Annotated in this window: 13 protein-coding genes; 6 read left to right on the top strand and 7 right to left on the bottom strand. The window is 72.2% G+C overall.

What is annotated here, in order from left to right:
- Window positions 1-220 precede the first annotated feature (220 nt).
- The 7 genes from ACF07B_RS07640 to ACF07B_RS07610 form a co-directional block, all read right to left on the bottom strand.
- Window positions 221-997 carry an ABC transporter permease gene (locus tag ACF07B_RS07640; RefSeq protein ID WP_362395411.1) on the bottom strand — a complete coding sequence of 259 codons (777 nt, stop codon included), beginning with the start codon at window positions 995-997 and terminating at the stop codon, window positions 221-223.
- Window positions 994-1950, bottom strand: coding sequence for an ATP-binding cassette domain-containing protein (locus ACF07B_RS07635; RefSeq protein WP_392178153.1), 957 nt, complete (start codon window positions 1948-1950; stop codon window positions 994-996). Before ACF07B_RS07635 ends, ACF07B_RS07640 begins: the two co-directional genes overlap by 4 nt.
- Before the next feature lie 29 nt (window positions 1951-1979).
- Window positions 1980-2666: a hypothetical protein gene (locus tag ACF07B_RS07630; RefSeq protein ID WP_392178152.1), complete on the bottom strand. Its 687-nt coding sequence runs from the start codon at window positions 2664-2666 to the stop codon at window positions 1980-1982.
- A gap of 144 nt (window positions 2667-2810) precedes the next feature.
- Entirely contained in the window at window positions 2811-4016 is a 1206-nt protein-coding gene (locus ACF07B_RS07625; protein WP_392178729.1) for an acetylornithine transaminase, read from the bottom strand.
- Window positions 4017-4345: 329 nt separating this feature from the next.
- Window positions 4346-5497 (bottom strand): bifunctional glutamate N-acetyltransferase/amino-acid acetyltransferase ArgJ, encoded by a 1152-nt coding sequence (gene argJ, locus ACF07B_RS07620; protein ID WP_369484525.1) that lies wholly within the window; start codon window positions 5495-5497, stop codon window positions 4346-4348.
- 55 nt (window positions 5498-5552) lie between these two features.
- Complete coding sequence (argC, locus tag ACF07B_RS07615) at window positions 5553-6581, bottom strand: N-acetyl-gamma-glutamyl-phosphate reductase (protein ID WP_392178151.1); 1029 nt, start codon at window positions 6579-6581, stop codon at window positions 5553-5555.
- A 67-nt stretch (window positions 6582-6648) separates the two neighbouring features.
- Window positions 6649-7824 (bottom strand): serine hydrolase domain-containing protein, encoded by a 1176-nt coding sequence (locus tag ACF07B_RS07610; RefSeq protein ID WP_392178150.1) that lies wholly within the window; start codon window positions 7822-7824, stop codon window positions 6649-6651.
- A gap of 988 nt (window positions 7825-8812) precedes the next feature.
- Between ACF07B_RS07610 and ACF07B_RS07605 the strand changes: the two genes are divergently transcribed.
- From ACF07B_RS07605 to ACF07B_RS07580, 6 genes are all read left to right on the top strand, one after another.
- Window positions 8813-9028 (top strand): MbtH family protein, encoded by a 216-nt coding sequence (locus ACF07B_RS07605; RefSeq protein ID WP_328443621.1) that lies wholly within the window; start codon window positions 8813-8815, stop codon window positions 9026-9028.
- A 142-nt stretch (window positions 9029-9170) separates the two neighbouring features.
- Complete coding sequence (locus ACF07B_RS07600; protein ID WP_392178149.1) at window positions 9171-9890, top strand: LmbU family transcriptional regulator; 720 nt, start codon at window positions 9171-9173, stop codon at window positions 9888-9890.
- Window positions 9891-10058: 168 nt separating this feature from the next.
- Window positions 10059-11627 carry an amino acid adenylation domain-containing protein gene (locus ACF07B_RS07595; protein WP_392178148.1) on the top strand — a complete coding sequence of 523 codons (1569 nt, stop codon included), beginning with the start codon at window positions 10059-10061 and terminating at the stop codon, window positions 11625-11627.
- Window positions 11627-11854: a phosphopantetheine-binding protein gene (locus ACF07B_RS07590; protein ID WP_362395385.1), complete on the top strand. Its 228-nt coding sequence runs from the start codon at window positions 11627-11629 to the stop codon at window positions 11852-11854. The genes ACF07B_RS07595 and ACF07B_RS07590 overlap by 1 nt, the downstream gene beginning before the upstream one ends.
- Before the next feature lie 74 nt (window positions 11855-11928).
- Window positions 11929-13116, top strand: a complete 1188-nt coding sequence (locus tag ACF07B_RS07585; RefSeq protein ID WP_362395383.1) for an NAD(P)/FAD-dependent oxidoreductase — start codon at window positions 11929-11931, stop codon at window positions 13114-13116.
- 45 nt (window positions 13117-13161) lie between these two features.
- Window positions 13162-20928 carry an amino acid adenylation domain-containing protein gene (locus ACF07B_RS07580; protein WP_392178147.1) on the top strand — a complete coding sequence of 2589 codons (7767 nt, stop codon included), beginning with the start codon at window positions 13162-13164 and terminating at the stop codon, window positions 20926-20928.

The raw sequence follows: 20928 nt of genomic DNA, 5'->3' as shown, positions 1-20928 counted from the left end.
CGAAGGGCGTCCGGCTTTCCCGCCGGGAAATGCGGCGGTCGCGGATCGGCCCGCGCGAGCGCCGGAAGCCGGAAAGCCGGACTGGAAAGAGGGGACCGGAAAGAGGGGGCCGGGTGGGCGGGTGCTTTTTTTGAACCAAAGGGGCGGCGTACTCCGGCCGGTGCCGGTGTACGCCGCCCTGGGCGGAACGAGGGTGCGGACGTCGCCCGCCGCATGGGTGTCAGTTCGCGTCCTTGTCGAACGTCGAGGTCGACCAGAAGTAGCCGAGTACCGCGAGGCCCAGGCACCAGGCCAGGGCGATCCAGCCGTTGTTGCCGATCTCGGTGCCCAACAGGAGCCCGCGCAGGGTCTCGATGGCGGGGGTGAAGGGCTGGTAGTGGGCGATGGGCTGGAACCAGCCGGGCATGGAGTGCAGCGGGACGAAGGCGCTGGACAGCAGCGGCAGCAGGATCAGCGGCATGGCGTTGTTGCTGGCGGCCTCCGCGGTCGGGCTGACCAGGCCCATGCCGACCGCGATCCAGGTGAGCGCCAGGGCGAACAGGACGATCAGGCCGAACGCCGCGAGCCATTCCAGGACGCCGGCGCCGCTGGAGCGGAAGCCGATGGCCACGCCGACGGCGGCGACCAGGACCACGCTCATCACCGACTGCAGGACGCTGCCGATGACATGCCCGATGAGGATGGAGCCGCGGTGGATGGCCATGGTGCGGAAGCGGGCGATGATGCCCTCGCTCATGTCGGTGGAGACGGACACCGCGGTGCCGATCACCGTGGAGCCGATCGTCATCAGCAGGATGCCGGGGACGATGTAGGCGATGTAGGCGGAGCGGCCCGCGCCGCCGCTCATCGCGTTGCCGAAGATGTAGACGAACAGCAGCAACAGCATCACGGGGGTGAGCAGCAGGTTCAGGGTGAGCGAGGGGTAGCGGCGGGCGTGCAGGAGGTTGCGGCGCAGCATGGTGGAGGAGTCGCGCACGGCGAGGGAGAGGGAGGTCATCGCAGGGTCTCCTTGGACTGGTTGGGCAGCTTGCCGCTGTCGGTGAGGGCGAAGAACACGTCGTCGAGGTCGGGGGTGTGCACGGTCAGTTCGTCGGCCTCGATGTCCGCCGCGGCCAGCCAGTCGAGGATGGAGTGGAGTTCCTGCTGGCTGCCGTCGCTGACGATCTGCAGGGCGAGGGCCTCGTCGTCCGGGGTGGCCCCGCGCAGCGCGGTGGCGGCGGACCGGTAGGCGTCGGGGTCGGTGAAGCGGAGCCGGATGTGGCCGCCCGGGATCAGCCGCTTCAGTTCCGCGGCGGTGCCTTCGGCGGCGATCTTTCCGTTGTTCAGCACGGCGATGCGGTCGGCGAGCTGGTCGGCCTCCTCCAGGTACTGGGTGGTGAGGAAGACGGTGACGCCGCCGGCGACGAGTTCGCGGATGATGCCCCACATGGTGTGGCGGGAGCGGGGGTCCAGGCCGGTGGTCGGTTCGTCGAGGAAGATGATGCGGGGGCTGCCGACCAGGGTCATGGCGATGTCCAGGCGGCGTTTCATGCCGCCGGAGTAGGTGGAGGCGGGCTTCTTCGCGGCCTCCACCAGGTCGAAGCGCTCCAGGAGTTCGGCGGCCACGCGCCGGCCCTCGGCCTTGGGCAGGTGGTGCAGGTCCGCCATGAGGAGCATGTTCTCCTCGCCGGTGATCAGGTTGTCGACGGCGGAGAACTGTCCGGTGACCCCGATCGCGGCGCGTACGGCCTGCGGGTCGGTGGCGAGGTCGTGGCCGCCGACGCGCAGTTCGCCGGCGTCGGCGCGGACGAGGGTGGAGAGGATCTTGACGGCGGTGGTCTTGCCGGCGCCGTTCGGGCCGAGCAGGGAGAAGACCGTTCCTTCGGGGACGGCTAGGTCGATGCCGTCGAGCACGGTCTTGTCGCCGTAGGACTTGTGCAGCTTGTTCGCCGCGATGGCCAAAGTGCTCATGAGGGGTGCTCCTTGAAGGTTGCGGGCGGTCACAGGCTGCGGGCGGTGATGTCGCCGTGGGCGGTGGTGGCGTGCACGTCCAGGTCGCGCGTGCCGGTGTTGCGCAGGGAGTTGTCGATGCGGCCGTAGCCGGTCTCGGCGTCCAGGGAGGCGGAGACGCCGGGGGCGGCGCCCACCGTGATGTCGCCGTGCTGGACGGCGAGGGTGAGTGTGCCGCGCACGGCCTCGCCGATCCGGATGCCGCCCTTTTGGACGCTGATCTCGGCGGGGCCGCCGAGGCGGGCGACCGAGACCTCGCCGTCGTGGGCGGTGAGGCGGGCGCTCGCGGCCTCGTCGACGTGGACCGAGCGGTGGCCGCCCGCGAAGGCGACGTCGCCGAGGCGTCCGACGCTGCGGAACTCGGCGGCGTCCGCCTTCGCCTCGACCCGGGAGCCGGCCGGCAGCATGACCGTGACCTCGACGGACCCGGAGTGCCCGAGGAGCGCGTGGGGCGCCTCGGCGGCCGCGATGCGCAGGACACCGTCGCCGAAGACGGCGCTGATCTCCTCGACCGCCGTCACGTCGCGCTTCCTGGCCGGGTCGGCGGGCCGGACCTCGACCACGGTGTCGGCCCGGTCGGCGGCGATGAACTGGATGCGTCCGGCGGGGATGTCCACCTCGGCGCGGATGGGGGCGGGGGTGTCGAACTGCTGCGTCGCGTACGCGGTCTTCTGCATCGGGGGCTCCTCGGCTCGTGTTTTCCGATGCAGAAAACGCTACGTTGCATTCAATGATGTGGCAACAACTCTGTTGCGCACTGGATTCATCATCGCAGCTCAACGCTTTTTAATTGTTGCAATGGATCTGAATGTAATGCAACGTCACCTGTCGGGTTGGTTGCAATGGGCTGAAGGTGAATGCTCCGCGGTGGCATCGGCCCCGGCACGGACGCCGTCATGGACCTCGGACAGCGCCGACCCGAATCCCTCCAGGAAGGTGTCCACCTCGCGGTCCGACACGATCAGTGGCGGGGCGAGCCGGATGACGTCCGGCACCGCCGCGTTCACCAGCAGACCCCTGTCCTGGGCGGCCCGCTGCACGCGTTCGGCCAGGTTCCCCTCCAGCACGACGCCCACCAGCAGGCCGGCGCCGCGGACCTCACGCACCAGCGGATGGGCCAGGTCCTCCAGACCGCGCCGCAGCCGCCGCCCGGCCCGGACCACCCGTTCGAGGAGGCCGTCCCGCTCGATGGTGTCCAGGACGGCGAGGGCGGCCGCGCACACCACGGGGTTGCCGCTGAAGGTGGAGCCGTGCGCGCCGGGTGTCAGCAGACGCGCGGCGGCGCCGAAGGCGAGCGTCGCGCCGATGGGCAGACCGCCGCCCAGACCCTTGGCGAGGGTGACGACGTCCGCCTCGATGCCCTCGGCCTGGGCCGCGAACCAGTGGCCCGTGCGCCCGATCCCGGTCTGCACCTCGTCCAGGACCAGGAGGGTCCCGGTCGCCGCCGTGATCTCCCGGGCCGCCCGCAGATAGCCGGACGGCGGCACGACCACGCCGTTCTCGCCCTGCACGGGCTCCAGCACCAGCAGCGCGGTGTCCTCGGTGACGGCGGCGCGCAGGGCCGCGGCATCCCCGTACGGCACATGGACGACCTCGCCCGGCAGCGGCAGGAACGGGCGCTGCTTGGCGCTCTGGCCGGTCAGCGCCAGGGCGCCCATGGTGCGGCCGTGGAAGCCGCCGGTCGCCGACACCATGTGCGGGCGGCCGGTGAGCCTGCCGATCTTGAAGGCCGCCTCGTTGGCTTCCGCGCCGGAGTTGGAGAAGTACACCCGGCCCTCGCGCCCGGCGAGGGCCAGCAGGCGTTCGGCCAGACGCACGGTCGGCTCGGCGATGAACAGGTTCGAGACATGCCCGAGGGAGGCGATCTGCGCGCAGACGGCCTCCACGACCGCGGGATGGGCGTGGCCGAGCGCGTTGACCGCGATGCCGCCGAAGAAGTCGAGGTACTCGTTGCCCTCGGCGTCCTGGACCCGGCAGCCCCGGCCCTGGACGAGGGGCAGCCGGGGAGTGCCGAAGTTGTCCATCATGACGCCCCGCCAGCGGCCGGTCAGCACCGCGTTGGCCGCCCCACCGCTCTGCGCATCCGTACCGGTGCCCGGACTGGTGCCCGCACCCGGACCCGCACCGCTGTGCGGACCCGCACCGGTGCCCGCACCCGCATCCGCACCGGTGTCCGCACCCGTGCCGCTGTGCGGACCCGCACCGGTGCCCGCACCCGCATCCGCACCGGTGTCCGCACCGGTGTCCGCACCCGTGCCGGTGCTCGCACCGGTGTCCGCACCCGCATCCGCACCGGTGTCCACGGTCGTGTCGCCGCCGTCCGGCGCGAGTGCCGTGCCCGCGCGTTCGACGGGGCTCACGAGGCGTACTCGCTGTTCTCGTGGACGTAGTCGGCGGTGAGGTCGTTGGTCCAGATGACCGCGCAGTCCGTGCCGGCGGCGAGGTCCACGGTGATGCGGACGTCGCGGCCGCTCATGTCCACCAGCGCGCGGTCCTCACCGATGCCGCCGCCTTCGCAGACCCGCACGCCGTTGATGGCGACGCCGAGCCGGTCGGGTTCGAAGACGGCGGAGGTGGTGCCGATGGCGGACAGCACCCGGCCCCAGTTGGGATCCTCGCCGTGGATCGCGCACTTGAGGAGGTTGTTGCGGGCGATGGAGCGGCCCACCTCGACGGCGTCGTCCTCACTCGCGGCGCCCCCGACCTCGATCCGGATCTCCTTGCTCGCGCCCTCCGCGTCCCCGATCAGCTGCCGGGCCAGATCGGCGCAGACCGCGTGGACGGCCTGGGCGAACTCGCCGTACGCGGGAGTGACCCCCGCGGCACCGGAGGCGAGCAGCAGCACGGTGTCGTTGGTGGACATGCAGCCGTCGGAGTCGACCCGGTCGAAGGTGACGCGGGTGGCGTCCCGCAGCGCCCTGTCCAGGCAGGCACCGTCCAGGTCGGCGTCCGTGGTGAGCACGACCAGCATGGTGGCGAGCCCGGGCGCGAGCATGCCCGCGCCCTTGGCCATGCCGCCCACCGTCCACCCCTCCCGGGCGACGGCGGCCGTCTTGTGCACCGTGTCGGTGGTCATCACCGCGCGCGCCGCGTCCTGGCCGCCGTCGGCCGACAGCAGGGCGACGGCCCTCTCGACGCCGGGCAGCAGGCGCTCCATCGGCAGCGGCACGCCGATGAGCCCGGTGGAACACACCGCCACCTCACCGCGGTCCAGGCCGAGCAGGCCGGCGGCCCGCTCCGCGGTCGCCTGCGTGTCCTTCAGGCCCTGCGCCCCGGTACAGGCGTTGGCGCCGCCGGAGTTGAGGACGACCGCGCGGATCCCGCCGTCCGCCAGGACCTGCCGGGACCACTGGACGGGGGCCGCCTGCACACGGTTGGAGGTGAAGACACCGGCCGCGGCACAGCGCGGCCCGTCGTTGACCACCAGCGCCAGATCCGGGCTGCCGTTGTTCTTGATACCCGCGGCGATGCCCGCCGCTCTGAAGCCTCGTGCTGCGGTGACGCTCAATGCATCTCCTCAATCGGCGCGCCGCGTCAGCGGCTGATGTCCGTGCCGCCCCGGATCACGGTGCGACTCCGGTCGTGGAAAGCCCCAGTTCCTCGGGAAGACCCAGGGCGATGTTCATGCTCTGCACGGCGCCGCCGGCGGTGCCCTTGGTGAGGTTGTCGACGGCGCTGATCGCGATGATCCGGTCGACCGCCGGATCGAGGGCCACCTGCACCTGGACGGCGTTCGACCCGTAGACGGCCCCCGTGGCGGGCCACTGCCCCTGCGGCAGCAGCCGGACGAACGGCTCGCCGGCCAGCGCCTTCTCGTACGCGGCCCGCACGTCCTGGACGCCGGTGCCGGGCCGGGCCGCCACGGAGCAGGTGGCCAGGATGCCGCGCGGCATGGGAGCCAGGGTCGGGGTGAAGGACACGGCGACCCGGTGGCCCGCCACGGCGCTGAGGTTCTGCACCATCTCCGGGGTGTGCCGGTGGCCGCCGCCCACGCCGTAGGGCCGCATGGACCCCATGACCTCACTGCCCAGCAGGTCCGCCCGGGGCGACTTCCCGGCGCCCGACGTGCCCGACGCCGCGACGACCACCGCCTCCGGCCCGGCGATACCGGCCGCGTAGGCGGGGAAGAGCGCCAGGGACACCGCGGTCGGATAGCAGCCCGGCACCGCGATACGCCGGGCACCCGCCAACTTCTCGCGGGCGCCCGGCAGTTCGGGCAGTCCGTAGGGCCAGGTGCCCGCGTGCGGGGAACCGTAGAACCTCTCCCAGTCGGCCGCGTCCGCGAGACGGAAGTCCGCCCCGCAGTCGATGACGAGCGTGTCCTCGCCCAACTCCCGTGCCACGGCGGCGGACTGGCCGTGCGGCAGGGCCAGGAAGACGACGTCGTGCCCCCGAAGGGCCTCGGCGGTGGTGGGCCCCACCTCCCGTCCGGCCAGCGCGGCCAGATGCGGCTGAAGGGTGCCCAGCCGCTGTCCCGCGCTCAAGTGCCCGGTCAGGGCACCGATGCGCACCTCGGGGTGGGAAAGGAGCAGACGCAGGAGTTCGCCCCCCGCGTAGCCGCTCGCTCCGGCCACGGCTGCTCGCACTGTCATCGGCTCTCCTGGTGGACGCGGTCGGGTTCGGTCTGGCCTCAGCCGGACGCCGGGTTCGGTCGTGGCCTCAGCCGGACGTCTGGTCGCAGAACTCGGCGTTCAGGATGGGCAGGATCGCCGAGGCGTCCCAGTCGCCGTTGTAGTTGAAGGTGAGTTCATGGCGGCCGTCCTCGGTGAAGGCGGCCAGCGTCAGCGACCCCACCACACCCCCGTCGTGGTACCAGATGTCGCCGCAGCTCATCGTGAGCTTCTCGACGCCGAGCCCGTAGGACGTGATCGGCAGGTCGGGGTTGACGACGGTCGTCTTCAGCTCCCTGAGCTGCTGCGCCGGCAGCAGCCTCCCGCCCAGCAGGGCCCGGTAGAACAGGTTCAGGTCGTGGGCGCTGGAGATGATGTCGCCGTCGCCCCAGTTCTGCGAGCCGTTCAGCTCGGTGACGTCGTCGATCCGCTCCGGCTGGGTGTCGTAGAACAGCTTGGAGTAGCCGCGGCTGCTCGGCCGGGGCAGCTCACTGCTCGTGCCGGGATGGGACGTCGACTTCAGCTCCAGGGGCTCGATGATGCGCCGGCGCACCTCGTCCTCGTACGGCCTGCCCGCCACCTTCTGGACGATCAGCGCCGCCAGGACGTCGTTGGTGTGGGAGAACGCGTGCCGGGCGCCGGGCTGGAACAGCGGCGCGTGGGAGAAGGCCACCTGCAGGCGCTGCTGGGCCGTCAGGGTGTCGTAGCGGTGCCGCAGGAAGCTGTCGCCCAGGGTGTACGTCTGGTAGTACGGCACGTCGGCGAGGTAGTCGAACAGCCCGCTGGTGTGGTTCAGCAGCTGCCGGACGGTGATCCGGGTGCCGTCGTTGCCGTTGCCGCTCACCACGCCGGGCAGGTAGCGCTCGACCGGGTCGTCGAGGTTGATCTTCCTCTCCGCCTCCAGCTGGAGCAGGACCGTGGCCACGAAGGTGTTGGTGATGCTGCCGGTGCGGAACCGGTCGTTCTTGCCGCGCGGGGCGCCCGTCTCCCGGTTGCCGACGCCCGCCGCGGTCTTCCAGACACCGGCGGCGTCCCGCGCCTCGGCGCTCACGCCGGGGACACCGGCCGCGACGGCCGCCTCGATCGCCGCCTGCGTGCCCTGGTGGCCGGCCGCCCGCGCGGCCGTGTCACCCGATGCCCGGGCGGGACCCGTGAGGACGGTGGCCGTGAGGGCCACCGCCGCCAGACCGACCACGCCGGCTCTTGGCCTGTTCCGCATCGTCATCGTCGTTTCCCCGTCTCTTCGTCGTCCGCACATTGGCTGGATCCGTACAGGTGCGGTTCGTGGCGGCACCGTAGGTCACCTGGCTCGCGGGCAACTCGTGCGGCGCCGCCACGGCCGAGAAGGCGCAGGTGCCCTGCCCTCCGGGCGTTTGCCGCCCTGCCTCGCCGGAGGCCGGAATTGATCGTTCTACCGGCGCGGGCAGGGGAGTTCGGCACCCACCCGCCGCATGGCCGGGCCCCATCCGCCGCGTGCCGGGCGCCGCGTGGCGAGGGGCCGGCGTGGGGGAGGGGCGGACGGCTGTGCCTGGGCCGCGTCCCGTGGCCGGTCCCGTTGCCATCGGCGGCTCCAGACGGGCCGGGCCGAGTCCCCGGGCGTGCCGTCGCCCAGGTGTCCGGCCGAGGTCCGGAGTCGGGGTGTCGTGGGGTGTCCGGCTGAGCCGGGGCCGGAGTGTCGTCCGGTGTCCGGCCCCGGGCTGAGCCGGGTGCCGCGTGCCGCGTGGCGAAGGGGTCGGCGCGGGGGAGGGGCGGACGGCTGAGCCTGGGCCGCGTCCGGCGTCGTGGCCGCGTCGCGTGCCATCCGCGGCCTCAGGCGGGCCCGGGCCGAGTCCGCGGCGCCGTTGCCCGGTGACCGGCCGAGTCCGGGGTCGGAGTGTGGCGGGCAGGGCGGCGCCAGGAGTGTGGCGGTCCCGCGGGCGCGGCATCGTGGCACATGAAACCGGCCCGGTACAGAGGATCACCGCGGGGCGCGGGTGCGGGCGGACGGCAGGGGGCCGGCGGGGCCGCCACCCCTTGTAGCGCCGGCGGCGCGCTCCCTACGGTTTCGAGGCATCGCCGGGGCCGCCGGCGCCGCTGTCCTGTCGACCGGACAGCGCGGGTGTCCCGTCGACCGGACGGGCACCGGCCGGCGGACCCGCGCCCGGTGCCTCGCGCACCCGGCCAGGCGATTTCCCATCCCGAGTCACCCCCTGACCGACAAGGACGGTGCCCAGTTGAGCACGAACCCCTTCGATGACGCGGACGGCCGCTTCTACGTGGTCGTCAACGACGAGGAGCAGCACTCCCTGTGGCCGGTGTTCGCCGAGGTGCCCGCGGGCTGGCGCGTGGTCTTCGGTGAGGCGGCCAAGGCCGAGTGCCTGGAGTACGTCGAGCAGAACTGGACGGACCTGCGGCCCAAGAGCCTGCAGGAGGCCATGGCGGCGGACTGACCGCCGGCACTCCCGCGGACCCGGCCGGCACGACGCTGTCGTCCGCCCCGGACCGGTCCGCACCCAGGAAGACACGTCAAGTGGGGAGTTGAAGGTTGTGACGGGGGCTGTGAGAACCGCCGGCAGGCACCGGCCGGGGCCCGTGGACACCGGCCGCGCGCCGGCCCAGGGCGACGTGGTCCTGTCCTTCGTGGGATCGAGGGCCACGGTGCAGAAGTCGGGGATGGTCCTCCCTCCCCACCTGCCGGAGCGGTCCTGGGAGCGGATCGGCGCCAACCTGCGCGAGCTGGCGAACTCCTCCGCGTGGTGGCTCGCCGACTGGCTGCTCTACGGTGAGGACACCTACGGGTGGCGGCGCTACAAGGAGGCGATCGAGCGCACCGGGCTCGACTACCAGACCCTGCGCAACTACGCGTGGGTGGCCCGGCGGTTCGAGCACCACCGCAGGCACGACGGCCTCAGCTTCGCCCACCACGCCGAGGTCACCCGCCTCTCGCCGCCGGAGCAGGACTACTGGCTGCGCAGGGCCGAACAGCAGAAGTGGTCGCGCAACGAACTGCGCAGGGCGCTGCGCGCCGGACTGGCCGAGCAGAGGGACGAGACCGGCATCCCCCCGGGCACCGACGCCGGGAAGCAGACCGGGCAACAGGCCGGGAAGCAGGAAGTGCCCCGGCCCGTCGAGCCGGCCACCACCGAGCAGCGGCAGCGGCACAAGGCCACCACGCTCACCATCGAGCTGTCCGCCGACCAGCTGGAGCACTACTCCCGGCAGGCCGCCGCACACGGCCTGCCCGTCGGCCGGTGGGTCACCCAGACGCTCGACACCGCCGGCCGGCACACCATCGACCGGCGCACCGCCTGAACAAGCAGCGCTCACAGAGGCACCGCCCGAAGACGCACCGCCCGAAGACGCACCGCCGGAGGCGCCCCGCACCGCCCCGAAGGTGCCGGCAAGCCCGTACCGCGCGGCGGGCCGGCGGCCCGTCCGACCGGACACCCCTCTGGACACCCCTCATATCGGAGTCAGTTGATGATCCTTCAGGGAAAACGGGTCGCCCTGCCCTCGGCGCCCGTCGTCCACCAGCAGTTCGAGGCGCACGCGCGGACCACCCCCGACGCCGTCGCCGTCGTCCGGGCCGGCCGGCAGGTGACGTACGCCGAACTGGACGCGAGGGCCAACCGGTTCGCGCACTACCTCGCCGCGCGCGGACACGGCCGGGGCGCGAAGGTCGGCGTCTGCCTCGACTACTCCGTCGACCTGCTCGTCGCCATCCTCGGCACGCTGAAGGCGGGCGCGGCCTACGTGCCGTTCGACCCGGCCTACCCGGCCGCCAGGCTCCAGCTGCTGCTGGGCCAGGTCCCCGGTCTCGCCCTGATCGTGGCCTCCCCGGCGACGGCCGGCATGGTCGCCTCGGCGGCCGTCGACGTCGTCGACCTCGACGAGCTCGGCGAGCACCTGGCGGGCCTGCCGGCGACCTCGCCCGGCATCCCCGTCACGGGCGACGACCTCTGCTACGCCGTCTTCACCTCCGGCTCCACCGGTACGCCGAAGCTGACCGCGGTGCGCCACGAGGGCTGGTTCAACCTGATGAACTGGCTGAAGGCCGAGTACGGCCTGCACAGCGGCTCGCACAACCTCGTCGTCAGCGCGTTCGGCTTCGACCTCTCCCAACGCGCCCTGATGACACCGCTGTTCTGCGGCGCCACCCAGTACCTGCTGGCCAGCCGCAACTTCGACGCCATGCTGGCCTACCGCGTCCTGAGCGAGCACGACATCCGCGTGGTGCACTGCGCCTCCAGCACCCTGTACGTGCTGATCGACTGGGAGAGCGCGCGCGGCGGCGACGCCCTCACCCGCCTGGACTACGTGCTCTTCGGCGGGGAGGCGCTCAAGCCCGAGCGGCTCACCGGCTGGATGCGGCGCGAGGGCAACACCTGCACCCTGCTCCACCAGTACGGCGTCGCCGAGTGCACGGACGTGGCCACGTCGTTCGACCTCGCCGGGTACCGGACGGGCGAGCACGACATCGCGCCGGTCGGCCGGCCGGCGTACAACACCGACATCCACCTCCTGGACGAGCACCTGCGCGGTGTCGGGCCGGGCGAGGACGGCGAGATCTGCATCGCCGGGGCCGGTGTCGGCGCCGGCTACCTGGGCGCCGCCGGCCCCGAGAACGCCAAGTTCACGACGATCCAGGTCGACGGCGCACCGGTCGGGCTGTACCGCACCGGTGACCGCGGCCGGGTGACCGAGGCCGGTGACCTCGTCGTCGCCGGGCGGATGGACGCACAGGTCAAGGTGCGCGGCATGCGCATCGATCCCACCGACATCGAACGCGCGCTGGGCAGGCTGGCCGAGGTACGGGAGGCCGCCGTGGCGGTCACCCACACCGACGCCGGCGAGGCCGAGCTGACCGCGTTCGTGGTACCGGAGGCGGGCGCTCTCGCCAAGGACGCCGTGCGCGCCCGCCTCCTTCAGGCGCTGCCGCGGAACATGGTCCCGGCCAGGTTCATCGACATCGCGGCGATCCCTTTGAGCCCGCACGGGAAGGTCGACCGCGCGGCGCTGGTCGACGCCCTCAAGAACCGAGGACAGTGATGACAGCCGACAGCGTGCGCGCCATCTGGTGCCGGGAACTGAAGCGCGAGGACATAGCGGCCGACGACGACTTCTTCGCCCTCGGCGGCCAGTCCGTGATCATGGTCAGGATCCAGGGCGCCTTCCTGGAGGAACTGGGCGCCGAGGTCCCCATGGACGAGATGTTCCTCCACCCCACGGTGGCGTCGATCTCCGCGTACATCGAATCCCTGCCGCTGCGCCGATAGCGCCGGCTCCCCAAGGACCGCCCGGCCCGCGGGCCGCTTTGCGTGCAAAAACTACCTGGTCAGAGAGGCGCGCCATGTACGACGTGATTGTCATCGGTGCCCGTTGCGCGGGTTCGCCGACGGCCATGCTCTTCGCCCGGCAGGGCTACCGTGTCCTGCTGCTGGAGAAGGCACGGTTCCCGCAGGACACGCTGTCCTCCCACTACATCCACATGCAGGGCATGGGACTGCTGAACCGGTGGGGGCTGCTCGACAAGCTCCGCGACGCGGGCTGCCGGCCCATCACCCGCCAGAGCTACCAGGGCCCAGGCGTCCGCATCGAGGGCTTCTCCCTGCCGGTCGACGGCCTGCACCACACGTACGCGCCCCGGCGCTACGTCCTGGACCCGCTGCTCGCCGAGGGAGCCGTCGAGGCCGGCGTGGACTTCCGGGAGGGCTGCGCGGTCAAGGACCTGGTGTGGCAGGACGACCGGGTCGCCGGCGTGCGCTACACGACACCCGAGGGCACCGAGACCACCGAGCGGGCACGCCTGGTCGTCGGCGCGGACGGCATGCGCTCCCTGGTGGCCCGCAAGACCGGCGCGCGCAACGTCATCGAGCACCCGCGGGTGAGCTGCACCTACTACAGCTACTGGGAGAACGTCCCCTCGCACTTCGAGCTGTACGAGCGGCCCGGCCGCTGGATCGGCGTCATCCCCACCAACGACGACCTCACGCTGCTCATGACCTACTTCCCCCAGGACCTCTACAACGAGGTCCGCAAGGGAGTGGAGCCCTTCTACCTCGACTCCTTCCGCACCACCGCGCCCGAACTGTACGAGCGGATGCGCGAGGGCCGGCGGGTGGAGCAGATCTACGGCACGGGCCACCAGGAGAACTACTTCCGCAAGGCCTACGGCCCCGGCTGGGTGCTGGTCGGCGACGCGGTCAACCACAAGGACTCCATCACCGCCCGCGGCATCACCGAGGCCTTCGCCCAGGCCCAGTCCCTCATCGACCACGTCGGCACCCAGCTGCACGACGACGCCGCGCTGCGCACCGCGCTCAAGCGCTACGAGAACGACCTGAGCGGCGAGGCCCTCAGCCACTACCAGGGCGCCCTGAACGTGGCCGAGCTCAAGCCCGAGGGCCGCGTGGAGATGCTGCAGCAACTGGTCGGCCACCAGGAGCACATCGACCGCTACTTCTCGACCCTGTCGGGGGCGTGCTCCATCGACGACTTCTACAACGACGACCTTCTGGACCTGCTCGACCTGAGCTGAGTCGCGGCCCGCTCCCTCCTGGTTCTGCCGATTTGGAGAAACACAATGATCCCGTTGTCGTTCGCGCAGCGCCGGCTGTGGTTCGTGGACCGGTTCGAAGGCCCTTCGCCGACCTACAACGGCGCCTTCGCCCTGCGGCTGACCGGTGCGCTTGACGTCGGCGCGCTGCAGGCGGCGCTGGGTGACGTCGTCGACCGGCACGAGGTCCTGCGCACCGTGATCGTCGAGGACGGCGACGGTGTCCCGCACCAGCAGGTGCTGGCGTCGGGGGACACGCCGTTCGCCCTGCCCGTCCTCGACGTCACCGAACAGGACCGGGCGGCGGCCGTCGAGGAGGCGGCCACCGCCACCTTCGACCTGGCCGCCGACACCCCGATCCGCGCCCGGCTGCTGCGCTGCGCACCCGACGAGCACACCCTGGTCGTCGTCGCGCACCACATCGCCGTGGACGGGGAGTCCTTCGGGCCGCTGTTCCGCGATCTGACCACCGCCTACGCCCTTCGCGCCGAGGGCCGGGCACCCGAGTGGGAGCCGCTTGCGGTGCAGTACGCGGACTACACGCTGTGGCAGCGCGACGTGCTCGGCGACGAGTCCGACCCGGACAGCCTCTCCGCCCGCCAACTGGCCTACTGGGGCAAGACGCTGGCCGACCTCCCGCAGCCGCTGGCACTGCCCACCGACCGCCCGCGCCCGCGGGTGATGAGCCCCGACGGCGACCGGATCCCCTTCACCATCGACCCCGACCTCCTCGGCGCCGTGGAGAAACTGGCCACCGGGGCGGACACCACGGTGTCGATGGTCATGCACGCGGCGCTGGCGGTCCTGCTGCACCACCTCGGATGCGGCGACGACCTGTCCATCGGCGCCCCGATCACCGACCGCACCGACGAGGAACTGCGCGACCTCGTCGGCTTCTTCGTCAACACCTGGGTGCTGCGCGTCGACCTGCGGGGCAACCCGACCTTCCATACCCTGCTCGACCAGGTCCGCGACCGCTCGCTGGCCGCCTACGACAACCAGGACATGCCCTTCGAGCGGCTGGTGGAGCTCCTCAACCCCGACCGCTCCACCGCCTACAACCCCTTCTTCCAGGTCATGCTCTCCTGGCAGCCGCCGGTGCCGCCGCTTGAGCTGCCCGGCCTCGGCGTCCAGGTCGAACGGCTGGAGACCAACACCGCCAAGTTCGACCTGTTCTTCGACCTCCTGCCCGACAGCTCCGGCGGCGCCCGGTGCCGGCTGGAGTACGCCACCAGCCTCTTCGACCACGACACCGCCGACGCCATCGCCCAGCGGTTCGTACGCGTACTGGGCCGGCTCGTGGCCGACCCCGAGCGCGCGATCGCCACCGTCGACGTCCTGGACACCGCCGAACGCGAGCAGCTGCTCGCCCGCACCGACGACACCGCCGCGGCGGCACCCGGGGCGACGATCCCGCGGCTGTTCGAGAACCAGGCCGCCCGCACCCCCGACGCCCCCGCACTCGCGTGCGACGGCCGGACCCTGACCTACCGGGAACTGGACGAGCGGGCCAACGCCGTCGCCTGGGAACTCATCCGGCACGGCGCCGGCCCCGAGGACCTGGTCGTCCTCGCGCTGCCACGCACCGAGGACCTGGTGATCGGCCTGCTCGGCATCCTCAAGTCCGGAGCGGGCTATCTGCCGCTGGACCCGCAGTACGCCCAGGGACGGGCCCACAGCGTGCTGTCCGAGGCGGCCCCGCGCTTCGCGGTCACCGACACCGCGACCTGGCGGGAGATCCCCGCCAACACCATCGACGCCGTCGTCCGCCTCGACCGGCACGCCGACTGGGAGGCGGCCGCCGGCGCCCCCGACGACACGGCCCGCCGCGCGCCGCTCGGCCCGGACAACCTGGCCTACGTGATGTACACCTCCGGCTCCACCGGCAAGCCGAAGGGCGCGGCCATCACCCACCGGGGCGTCGTCGACGGCGTACGCCGGCTGGTGGACGTCCTGGACACACCGCCCGGGTGGCGGATGCTGGCCGGCACCTCCGTCAACTTCGACGTCTCCGTCTTCGAGCTGCTGACCACCCTGACCACCGGCGGCACGGCCGAGATCGTCGCGAACGCGCTGGCACTGGCCGAGCGCGACAGCTGGGACGGGCACGTCATCAGCGGCGTCCCCTCGGTGCTGGGCGAACTCCTTCCCCATCTCGGCAAGGCACCCGGCATCCGCACCGTCGTCCTGGCCGGCGACGTGCTCCCGGGCCGGCTGGTGCGCCAGCTGCGCGAGGCCCTGCCCGACGCCCGGATCATCAACTCCTACGGCCAGAGCGAGAGCTTCTACGCCACCACCTTCTCCCTCGCACCGTCCAAGGAGTGGTCCGACAGCGACGTCGCCCCCATCGGCACCCCGCTGGGCAACATGCGCGCCTACGTCCTTGGCCCGGGCCTCGCCCCGGTGCCCCAGGGCGTCATCGGCGAGCTGTACGTCGCCGGCACCTGCCTGGGCCGCGGCTACCACGGCCGCGCCGCCCTGACCGCCGAACGCTACGTGGCCGACCCCTACGGGCGGGCCGGCGAGCGGATGTACCGCACCGGCGACCTCGCCCGCCGCAACGCCCAGGGCCGGCTGGAATGCGTGGGCCGCAGCGACGGCCAGGTCAAGGTGCGCGGCTTCCGCATCGAGACCGCCGAGGTCGAGGCGGCGATCACCCAGCACCCCGGGATCAGCGAGGCCGTGGTCATCAGCCGCGAGGTGCCCGCGGGCGGCAAACGGCTCGTCGCCTACGTGGTGCACACCGGCGAGGGAGCCGTCGGCGACGACGGCGCCGGAGGCATCGGCGACGTGGACGTGCTCGCCGGAGCCTCCTCCGCCGAACTGCGCAAGTTCGCCGCCGCCCGGCTGCCCGACTACATGGTCCCGGCCGCCTTCGTGGCCCTGGGCCGCCTCCCGCTCGGTGCGACCGGAAAACTGGACCGCTCCGCCCTGCCCGAACCGGAGTTCCTCGGCGAGACCTACCGCGAGCCCCGCACCGAGGCCGAGACGATCATCACCGCCGCCTACGCGGACGTCCTGGGCGTGGAACGCGTCGGCGCCGACGACGACTTCTTCGCGGTCGGCGGCGACAGCCTGCGCTCCATCCAGGTGGTGGCCCGCGCCCGCGCCCGCGGCCTGGAACTGTCCACCCGCGAGATCTTCGAGTGCCGCACCGCGGCCCGCCTCGCCGAGGTCGCCTCCACCCGCCAGGGCACAACACCCGTCCTGGAGGAGGACCAGGACGGCGGCATCGGCCCGATGCCGCTGCAGCCGGTGGCCCGGCACGTGTTCGCACACGGCGGCGGCACGAACCGGTTCGCCATGTCGATGGTCCTCGACCTGCCCGCGGGCATCGACGTCGACGGCCTGGCCGCGACCCTGGACGCCGTCCTGGACCGGCACGACCTGCTGCGCGCCCAGCTGGTGCACGGCGAGGAGCCCACCCTCGTCGCCCGCCCGGCCGGCACCGTGCGCGCCGCGGACCTCATCCGCCGGGTCGACTGCGACGGCCGCTGGGAAGAGCCGTCCGCACTGGCCGCCGCCAAGGCGGAACTGCACGACGCGGTCGGCCGCCTGGACCCGCAGGCCGCAGTCATGGCCGACTTCGTCTGGTTCGCCGCCGCCTCGGGCCCGGGCAGGCTGCTGGTGGTGTTGCACCACCTGGTGGTGGACGGCGTCTCCTGGCGCATCCTCATGTCGGACCTCGCCGAGGCCTGGCAGCAGGTCCGCACCGGCGCCACACCCGAACTGCCCCCGGTCACCACCTCCGCCCGCCGCTGGGCGGCCGCCCTGGCCGACGAGGCCCTGTCCGAGAAGCGGGAAGCGGAACTTCCCTACTGGCGCGACCTCCTCGAATCACCCAACCCCCCGCTGGGCACCCGGGCGTTCGACCCGGCACTCGACGTGTGGTCCACCGTCGAGACCGTACGGGTCCAGCTGCCCGCCGACGTCACCGACGCCGTCCTGACCACCCTGCCCGCCGCGTTCAAGGGCACCGCGACCGACGTGCTGCTCGCCGCCCTGGCCCTGGCCGTCGACCACTGGCGCACGGCCGACGGCCCGACACTGGTCCGCCTCGAAGGGCACGGCCGCGAGGAGGACGCCGTCCCCGGCGCCGACCTCTCCCGCACCGTCGGCTGGTTCACCACCATGTACCCCGCCCGCGTCGACGTGACGGCCGCCGACCTGGACGGCGTCCTGGCCGGCGGCCCCGCCGCCGCCACGGCGATCAAACGGGTCAAGGAGCAACTGCGCGAGATCCCCGACAAGGGCCTGGGCTACGGACTGCTGCGCCACCTCAACCCCGAGACCGCCGAACAGCTCGCCGGCCTCCCGGTCCCGCAGATCGGGTTCAACTACCTCGGCCGGATCTCCGACACGGACGTGCCCGAGCACCTGCGCGAGCACGGATGGGGACCGGCGTCCTGGTCCGCCGAACTGATCGCACAGCCCGACCCGGACCTGCCCGCCCTGTCCGCCCTGGAGGTCAACTCCGTCGCCACCGACACCGCCGAGGGCACCCGCCTGCAGGCCGCCTTCATGTTCCCCACCGGAGTGCTCTCCCGCGAACGGACCACCGAACTGGCCGAACTGTGGGTGAAGGTGCTGCACGGCATGGCCGCCCACGCCGCCACCGGCGAGGCCGGCGGACTCACCCCCTCCGACGCCCCGCTGGTCACCGTCGGCCAGCGCGACATCGAGACCTGGGAGGAACGCTACGGCCGGCTGGCCCAGGTGTGGCCGCAGGCCCCGGGACAGGCCGGCATCCAGTTCCAGGCCGCGCTCGCCGACGGCGCCTTCGACGTCTACCACATGCAGTTCGTGCTCCACCTGTCCGGACACGTCGACCCCGACCGCATGCACGCCGCCGGACAGGCACTGCTCGAGCGCTACCCCAACCTGCGCTCCGCGTTCCTGACCACCGCCGACGGCGAACCCGTACAGGTCGTGGCCGAGCACGTCGACCTGCCCTGGCAGCACCTGGATGTGACCGGATACAGCGAGGCCGAACAGAACGCGGCCCTGGACGCGGCGCTCGCCGCCGACCGCGCGAACCAACTCGACCCCACCCGGCCCCCGTTGCTGCGCATGGCCCTGCTCACCTGCGGACCGCAGCAGGCCAAGGTCGTCCTCACCGCGCACCACACCCTGTTCGACGGCTGGTCCTCACCCCTGGTGATCACCGACCTGGTGAGGCTGTACGCCAAAACCACCACCCTCGCCCCGGTCCGCTCCTACGGCGACTACCTGGCCTGGCTGACCCGCCAGGACAAGGACGCCTCCGCCGCCCGGTGGAAGGCCGAACTCGACGGATTCGACGAGCCGACCCACGTCGCCGCGGGCCTCACCTCCCAGGGTGAGGCATCGTCCCTGGGACGCGTCGAGGTGCCGCTGTCCATCGACAAGGGCCGCGAACTGGCCCGGCGCGCCGCACAGCTCGGCGTCACCCTGAACACGCTGCTGCAGGGCGCGTGGGCGGTACTCATCTCCAAGCTCACCGGGCAGCACGACGTGGTGTTCGGCGCCGCCGTCAACGGCCGCCCCGCCGACCTGACCGGCAGCGACGAGATGGTCGGCCTGTTCATCAACTCCCTGCCGACCAGGGCCCTGTGCCGTCCCGAGACCAGCCTCGGCGACGTCATCACCGACCTGCAGAACCGGCAGATCAGCCTGCTCGACCACCACTACTACGGCCTGGCCGACATCCAGCGCGGCACCGGCCTGCCCTCCCTGTTCGACACGATCGTGGTGTTCGAGAACTACCCGGTCGACCGCGAGGGCATCATCGACGCGAACACCTCCGCGGGCTTCACCATCGACGCCATCCGCCCGTTCGCCGGCTCCCACTACCCCCTCACCCTCAACGCCTCCGACCCCTACCTGCGCCTGTCCCTCGACTACCAGAAGAACCTCTACGACCACCGGGCCGCCGAGGCCGTCGCCGACCGCCTCGTCCGCGTCCTGGAGCAGGTCCTCAAGGACCCCACGGTGCCGGTCGGCGCCGTGGAGATCCTGGAGCAGGAGGAACGCGACCGCCTGGTGCGGCAGATCAACGACACCGCCCACCCGCTCACCCCCGACACCCTGCCCGGCGCGTTCGAGGCCCAGGCCGCCCGCACCCCCGACAACCTCGCGGTCATCGGCGAGCACGAGCGGCTGACCTACGCCGAGTTCAACCGGCGCGCCAACCAGCTCGCGCACTGGCTCATCGAACAGGGCGCGGGCCCCGAACAGCTCGTCGCGGTGAAGATCCCCCGCTCGGTGGACCTGATGGTGGCGATCTACGCCGTCGTCAAGGCCGGCGCCGCCTACGTGCCCATCGACACCGAACTGCCCGAGGACCGGGTGCGGCACGTCCTGGACTGCGCACAGCCGCTGCTGGTGCTCGACCAGACACTCCCCGACGTCTGCGGCCACCCGGAGAGCGACCCCGAGCGCACCCTGTCACCGGACAACGCCGCCTACGCCATCTTCACCTCCGGCTCCACCGGCGGCCCCAAGGGCGTCCCGGTGGCACACCGGGCGATCATGAACCGGCTCCGGTGGGGCCTGGCACACTTCGACGTCGGCGCCCAGGACCGGGTACTGCTGAGCACCACGGCAAGCTTCGACGTGTCGGTGCCGGAACTGTTCGCCCCCCTGCAGGCCGGAGCCGCGGTCGTCATCGCCCGCCCCGACGGCCGCCGCGACCCCGCCTACCTCGCGGAGCTGATCCGGCGCGAGCAGGTCACCGGCGCGGACTTCGTCCCCTCCCTGCTGGAGGCGTTCGTCGCCGAACCCTCGGCGAAGGACTGCACCAGCCTGCGCTGGATCGAGGTCGCCGGCGAGGCGTTCCTGCCCGCGCTGGCCGACCGGTTCACCCAACTGCTGCCGAACTGCACCGCCAACAACCTCTACGGGCCCACCGAGGCGGCCGTCGAGGTCACCGCCCACCAGTACGTGCCCGGCGCGGACCGCCTGCCGATCGGCACACCGGTGTGGAACACCCAGGTCTACGTCCTGGACGCGGCCCTGCGCCCGGTGGCGGCCGGCGTCACCGGAGAGCTGTACCTCGCTGGCGACCAGCTCGCCCGCGGCTACCTCGGACAGAGCGCCCTGACCGCGGGCCGCTTCGTGGCCTGCCCCTTCGGAACGCCCGGCAGCCGCATGTACCGCAGCGGGGACCTCGTGCGCTGGAGCCAGGACGGCCAGGTGGAGTACATCGGCCGCGCCGACTTCCAGGTCAAGGTCCGCGGCTTCCGCATCGAGCTCGGCGAGATCGAACAGGTCCTCACCACGCACCCCGACGTCGACAGCGCGGTGGCCCTGGTGCGCGAGGACCGCCCCGGCGACCAGCGCCTGGTCGCCTACCTCGTGCCCGCCGCCACCACGGACCTCGCCGACCTGGACCTCGAGGCCCTGACCGGCCTGGCCCGCGAACGGCTGCCGGAGTACATGGTCCCCACCGCGCTCGTGCCGCTCACCGAACTGCCCACGACACCCAGCGGGAAACTCGACCGGGGCGCCCTGCCCGCACCCGGCCACGCCGAGACCGCGACCGGGCGAGGACCGCGCGACCACAACGAGGAAGTCCTGTGCCGGCTGTTCGCCGAGCTGCTCGGGACGGACGAGGTCGGCATCGACGTCGACTTCTTCGACAACGGCGGACATTCGCTGCTGGCCACCCGGCTGGTCGGCCGCATCCGCAACGAGCTCGGCGTCGACGTGAAGGTCACGACCGTGTTCCGCAGTCCGACCGTCGCCGAGCTGGCGGCCCGGATCGAGAAGTCGGCCAAGTCGAACCGCCTCCAGCTGCGACAGATGAACGTTTAG

This window comes from Streptomyces sp. NPDC015532, from assembly GCF_043078065.1.
In the GTDB taxonomy this organism is placed as follows: Bacteria; Actinomycetota; Actinomycetes; order Streptomycetales; family Streptomycetaceae; genus Streptomyces.
This window is presented reverse-complemented; position numbering and strand designations above follow the sequence as displayed.

Coding starts and splice junctions, on each gene's coding strand:
- ACF07B_RS07640 (WP_362395411.1), bottom strand. CDS start 997: ATGACCTCCCTCTCCCTCGCCGTGCGCGACTCCTCCACCATGCTGCGC.
- ACF07B_RS07635 (WP_392178153.1), bottom strand. CDS start 1,950: ATGAGCACTTTGGCCATCGCGGCGAACAAGCTGCACAAGTCCTACGGC.
- ACF07B_RS07630 (WP_392178152.1), bottom strand. CDS start 2,666: ATGCAGAAGACCGCGTACGCGACGCAGCAGTTCGACACCCCCGCCCCC.
- ACF07B_RS07625 (WP_392178729.1), bottom strand. CDS start 4,016: ATGATGGACAACTTCGGCACTCCCCGGCTGCCCCTCGTCCAGGGCCGG.
- argC (WP_392178151.1), bottom strand. CDS start 6,581: ATGACAGTGCGAGCAGCCGTGGCCGGAGCGAGCGGCTACGCGGGGGGC.
- ACF07B_RS07610 (WP_392178150.1), bottom strand. CDS start 7,824: ATGACGATGCGGAACAGGCCAAGAGCCGGCGTGGTCGGTCTGGCGGCG.
- ACF07B_RS07595 (WP_392178148.1), top strand. CDS start 10,059: ATGATCCTTCAGGGAAAACGGGTCGCCCTGCCCTCGGCGCCCGTCGTC.
- ACF07B_RS07590 (WP_362395385.1), top strand. CDS start 11,627: ATGACAGCCGACAGCGTGCGCGCCATCTGGTGCCGGGAACTGAAGCGC.
- ACF07B_RS07585 (WP_362395383.1), top strand. CDS start 11,929: ATGTACGACGTGATTGTCATCGGTGCCCGTTGCGCGGGTTCGCCGACG.
- ACF07B_RS07580 (WP_392178147.1), top strand. CDS start 13,162: ATGATCCCGTTGTCGTTCGCGCAGCGCCGGCTGTGGTTCGTGGACCGG.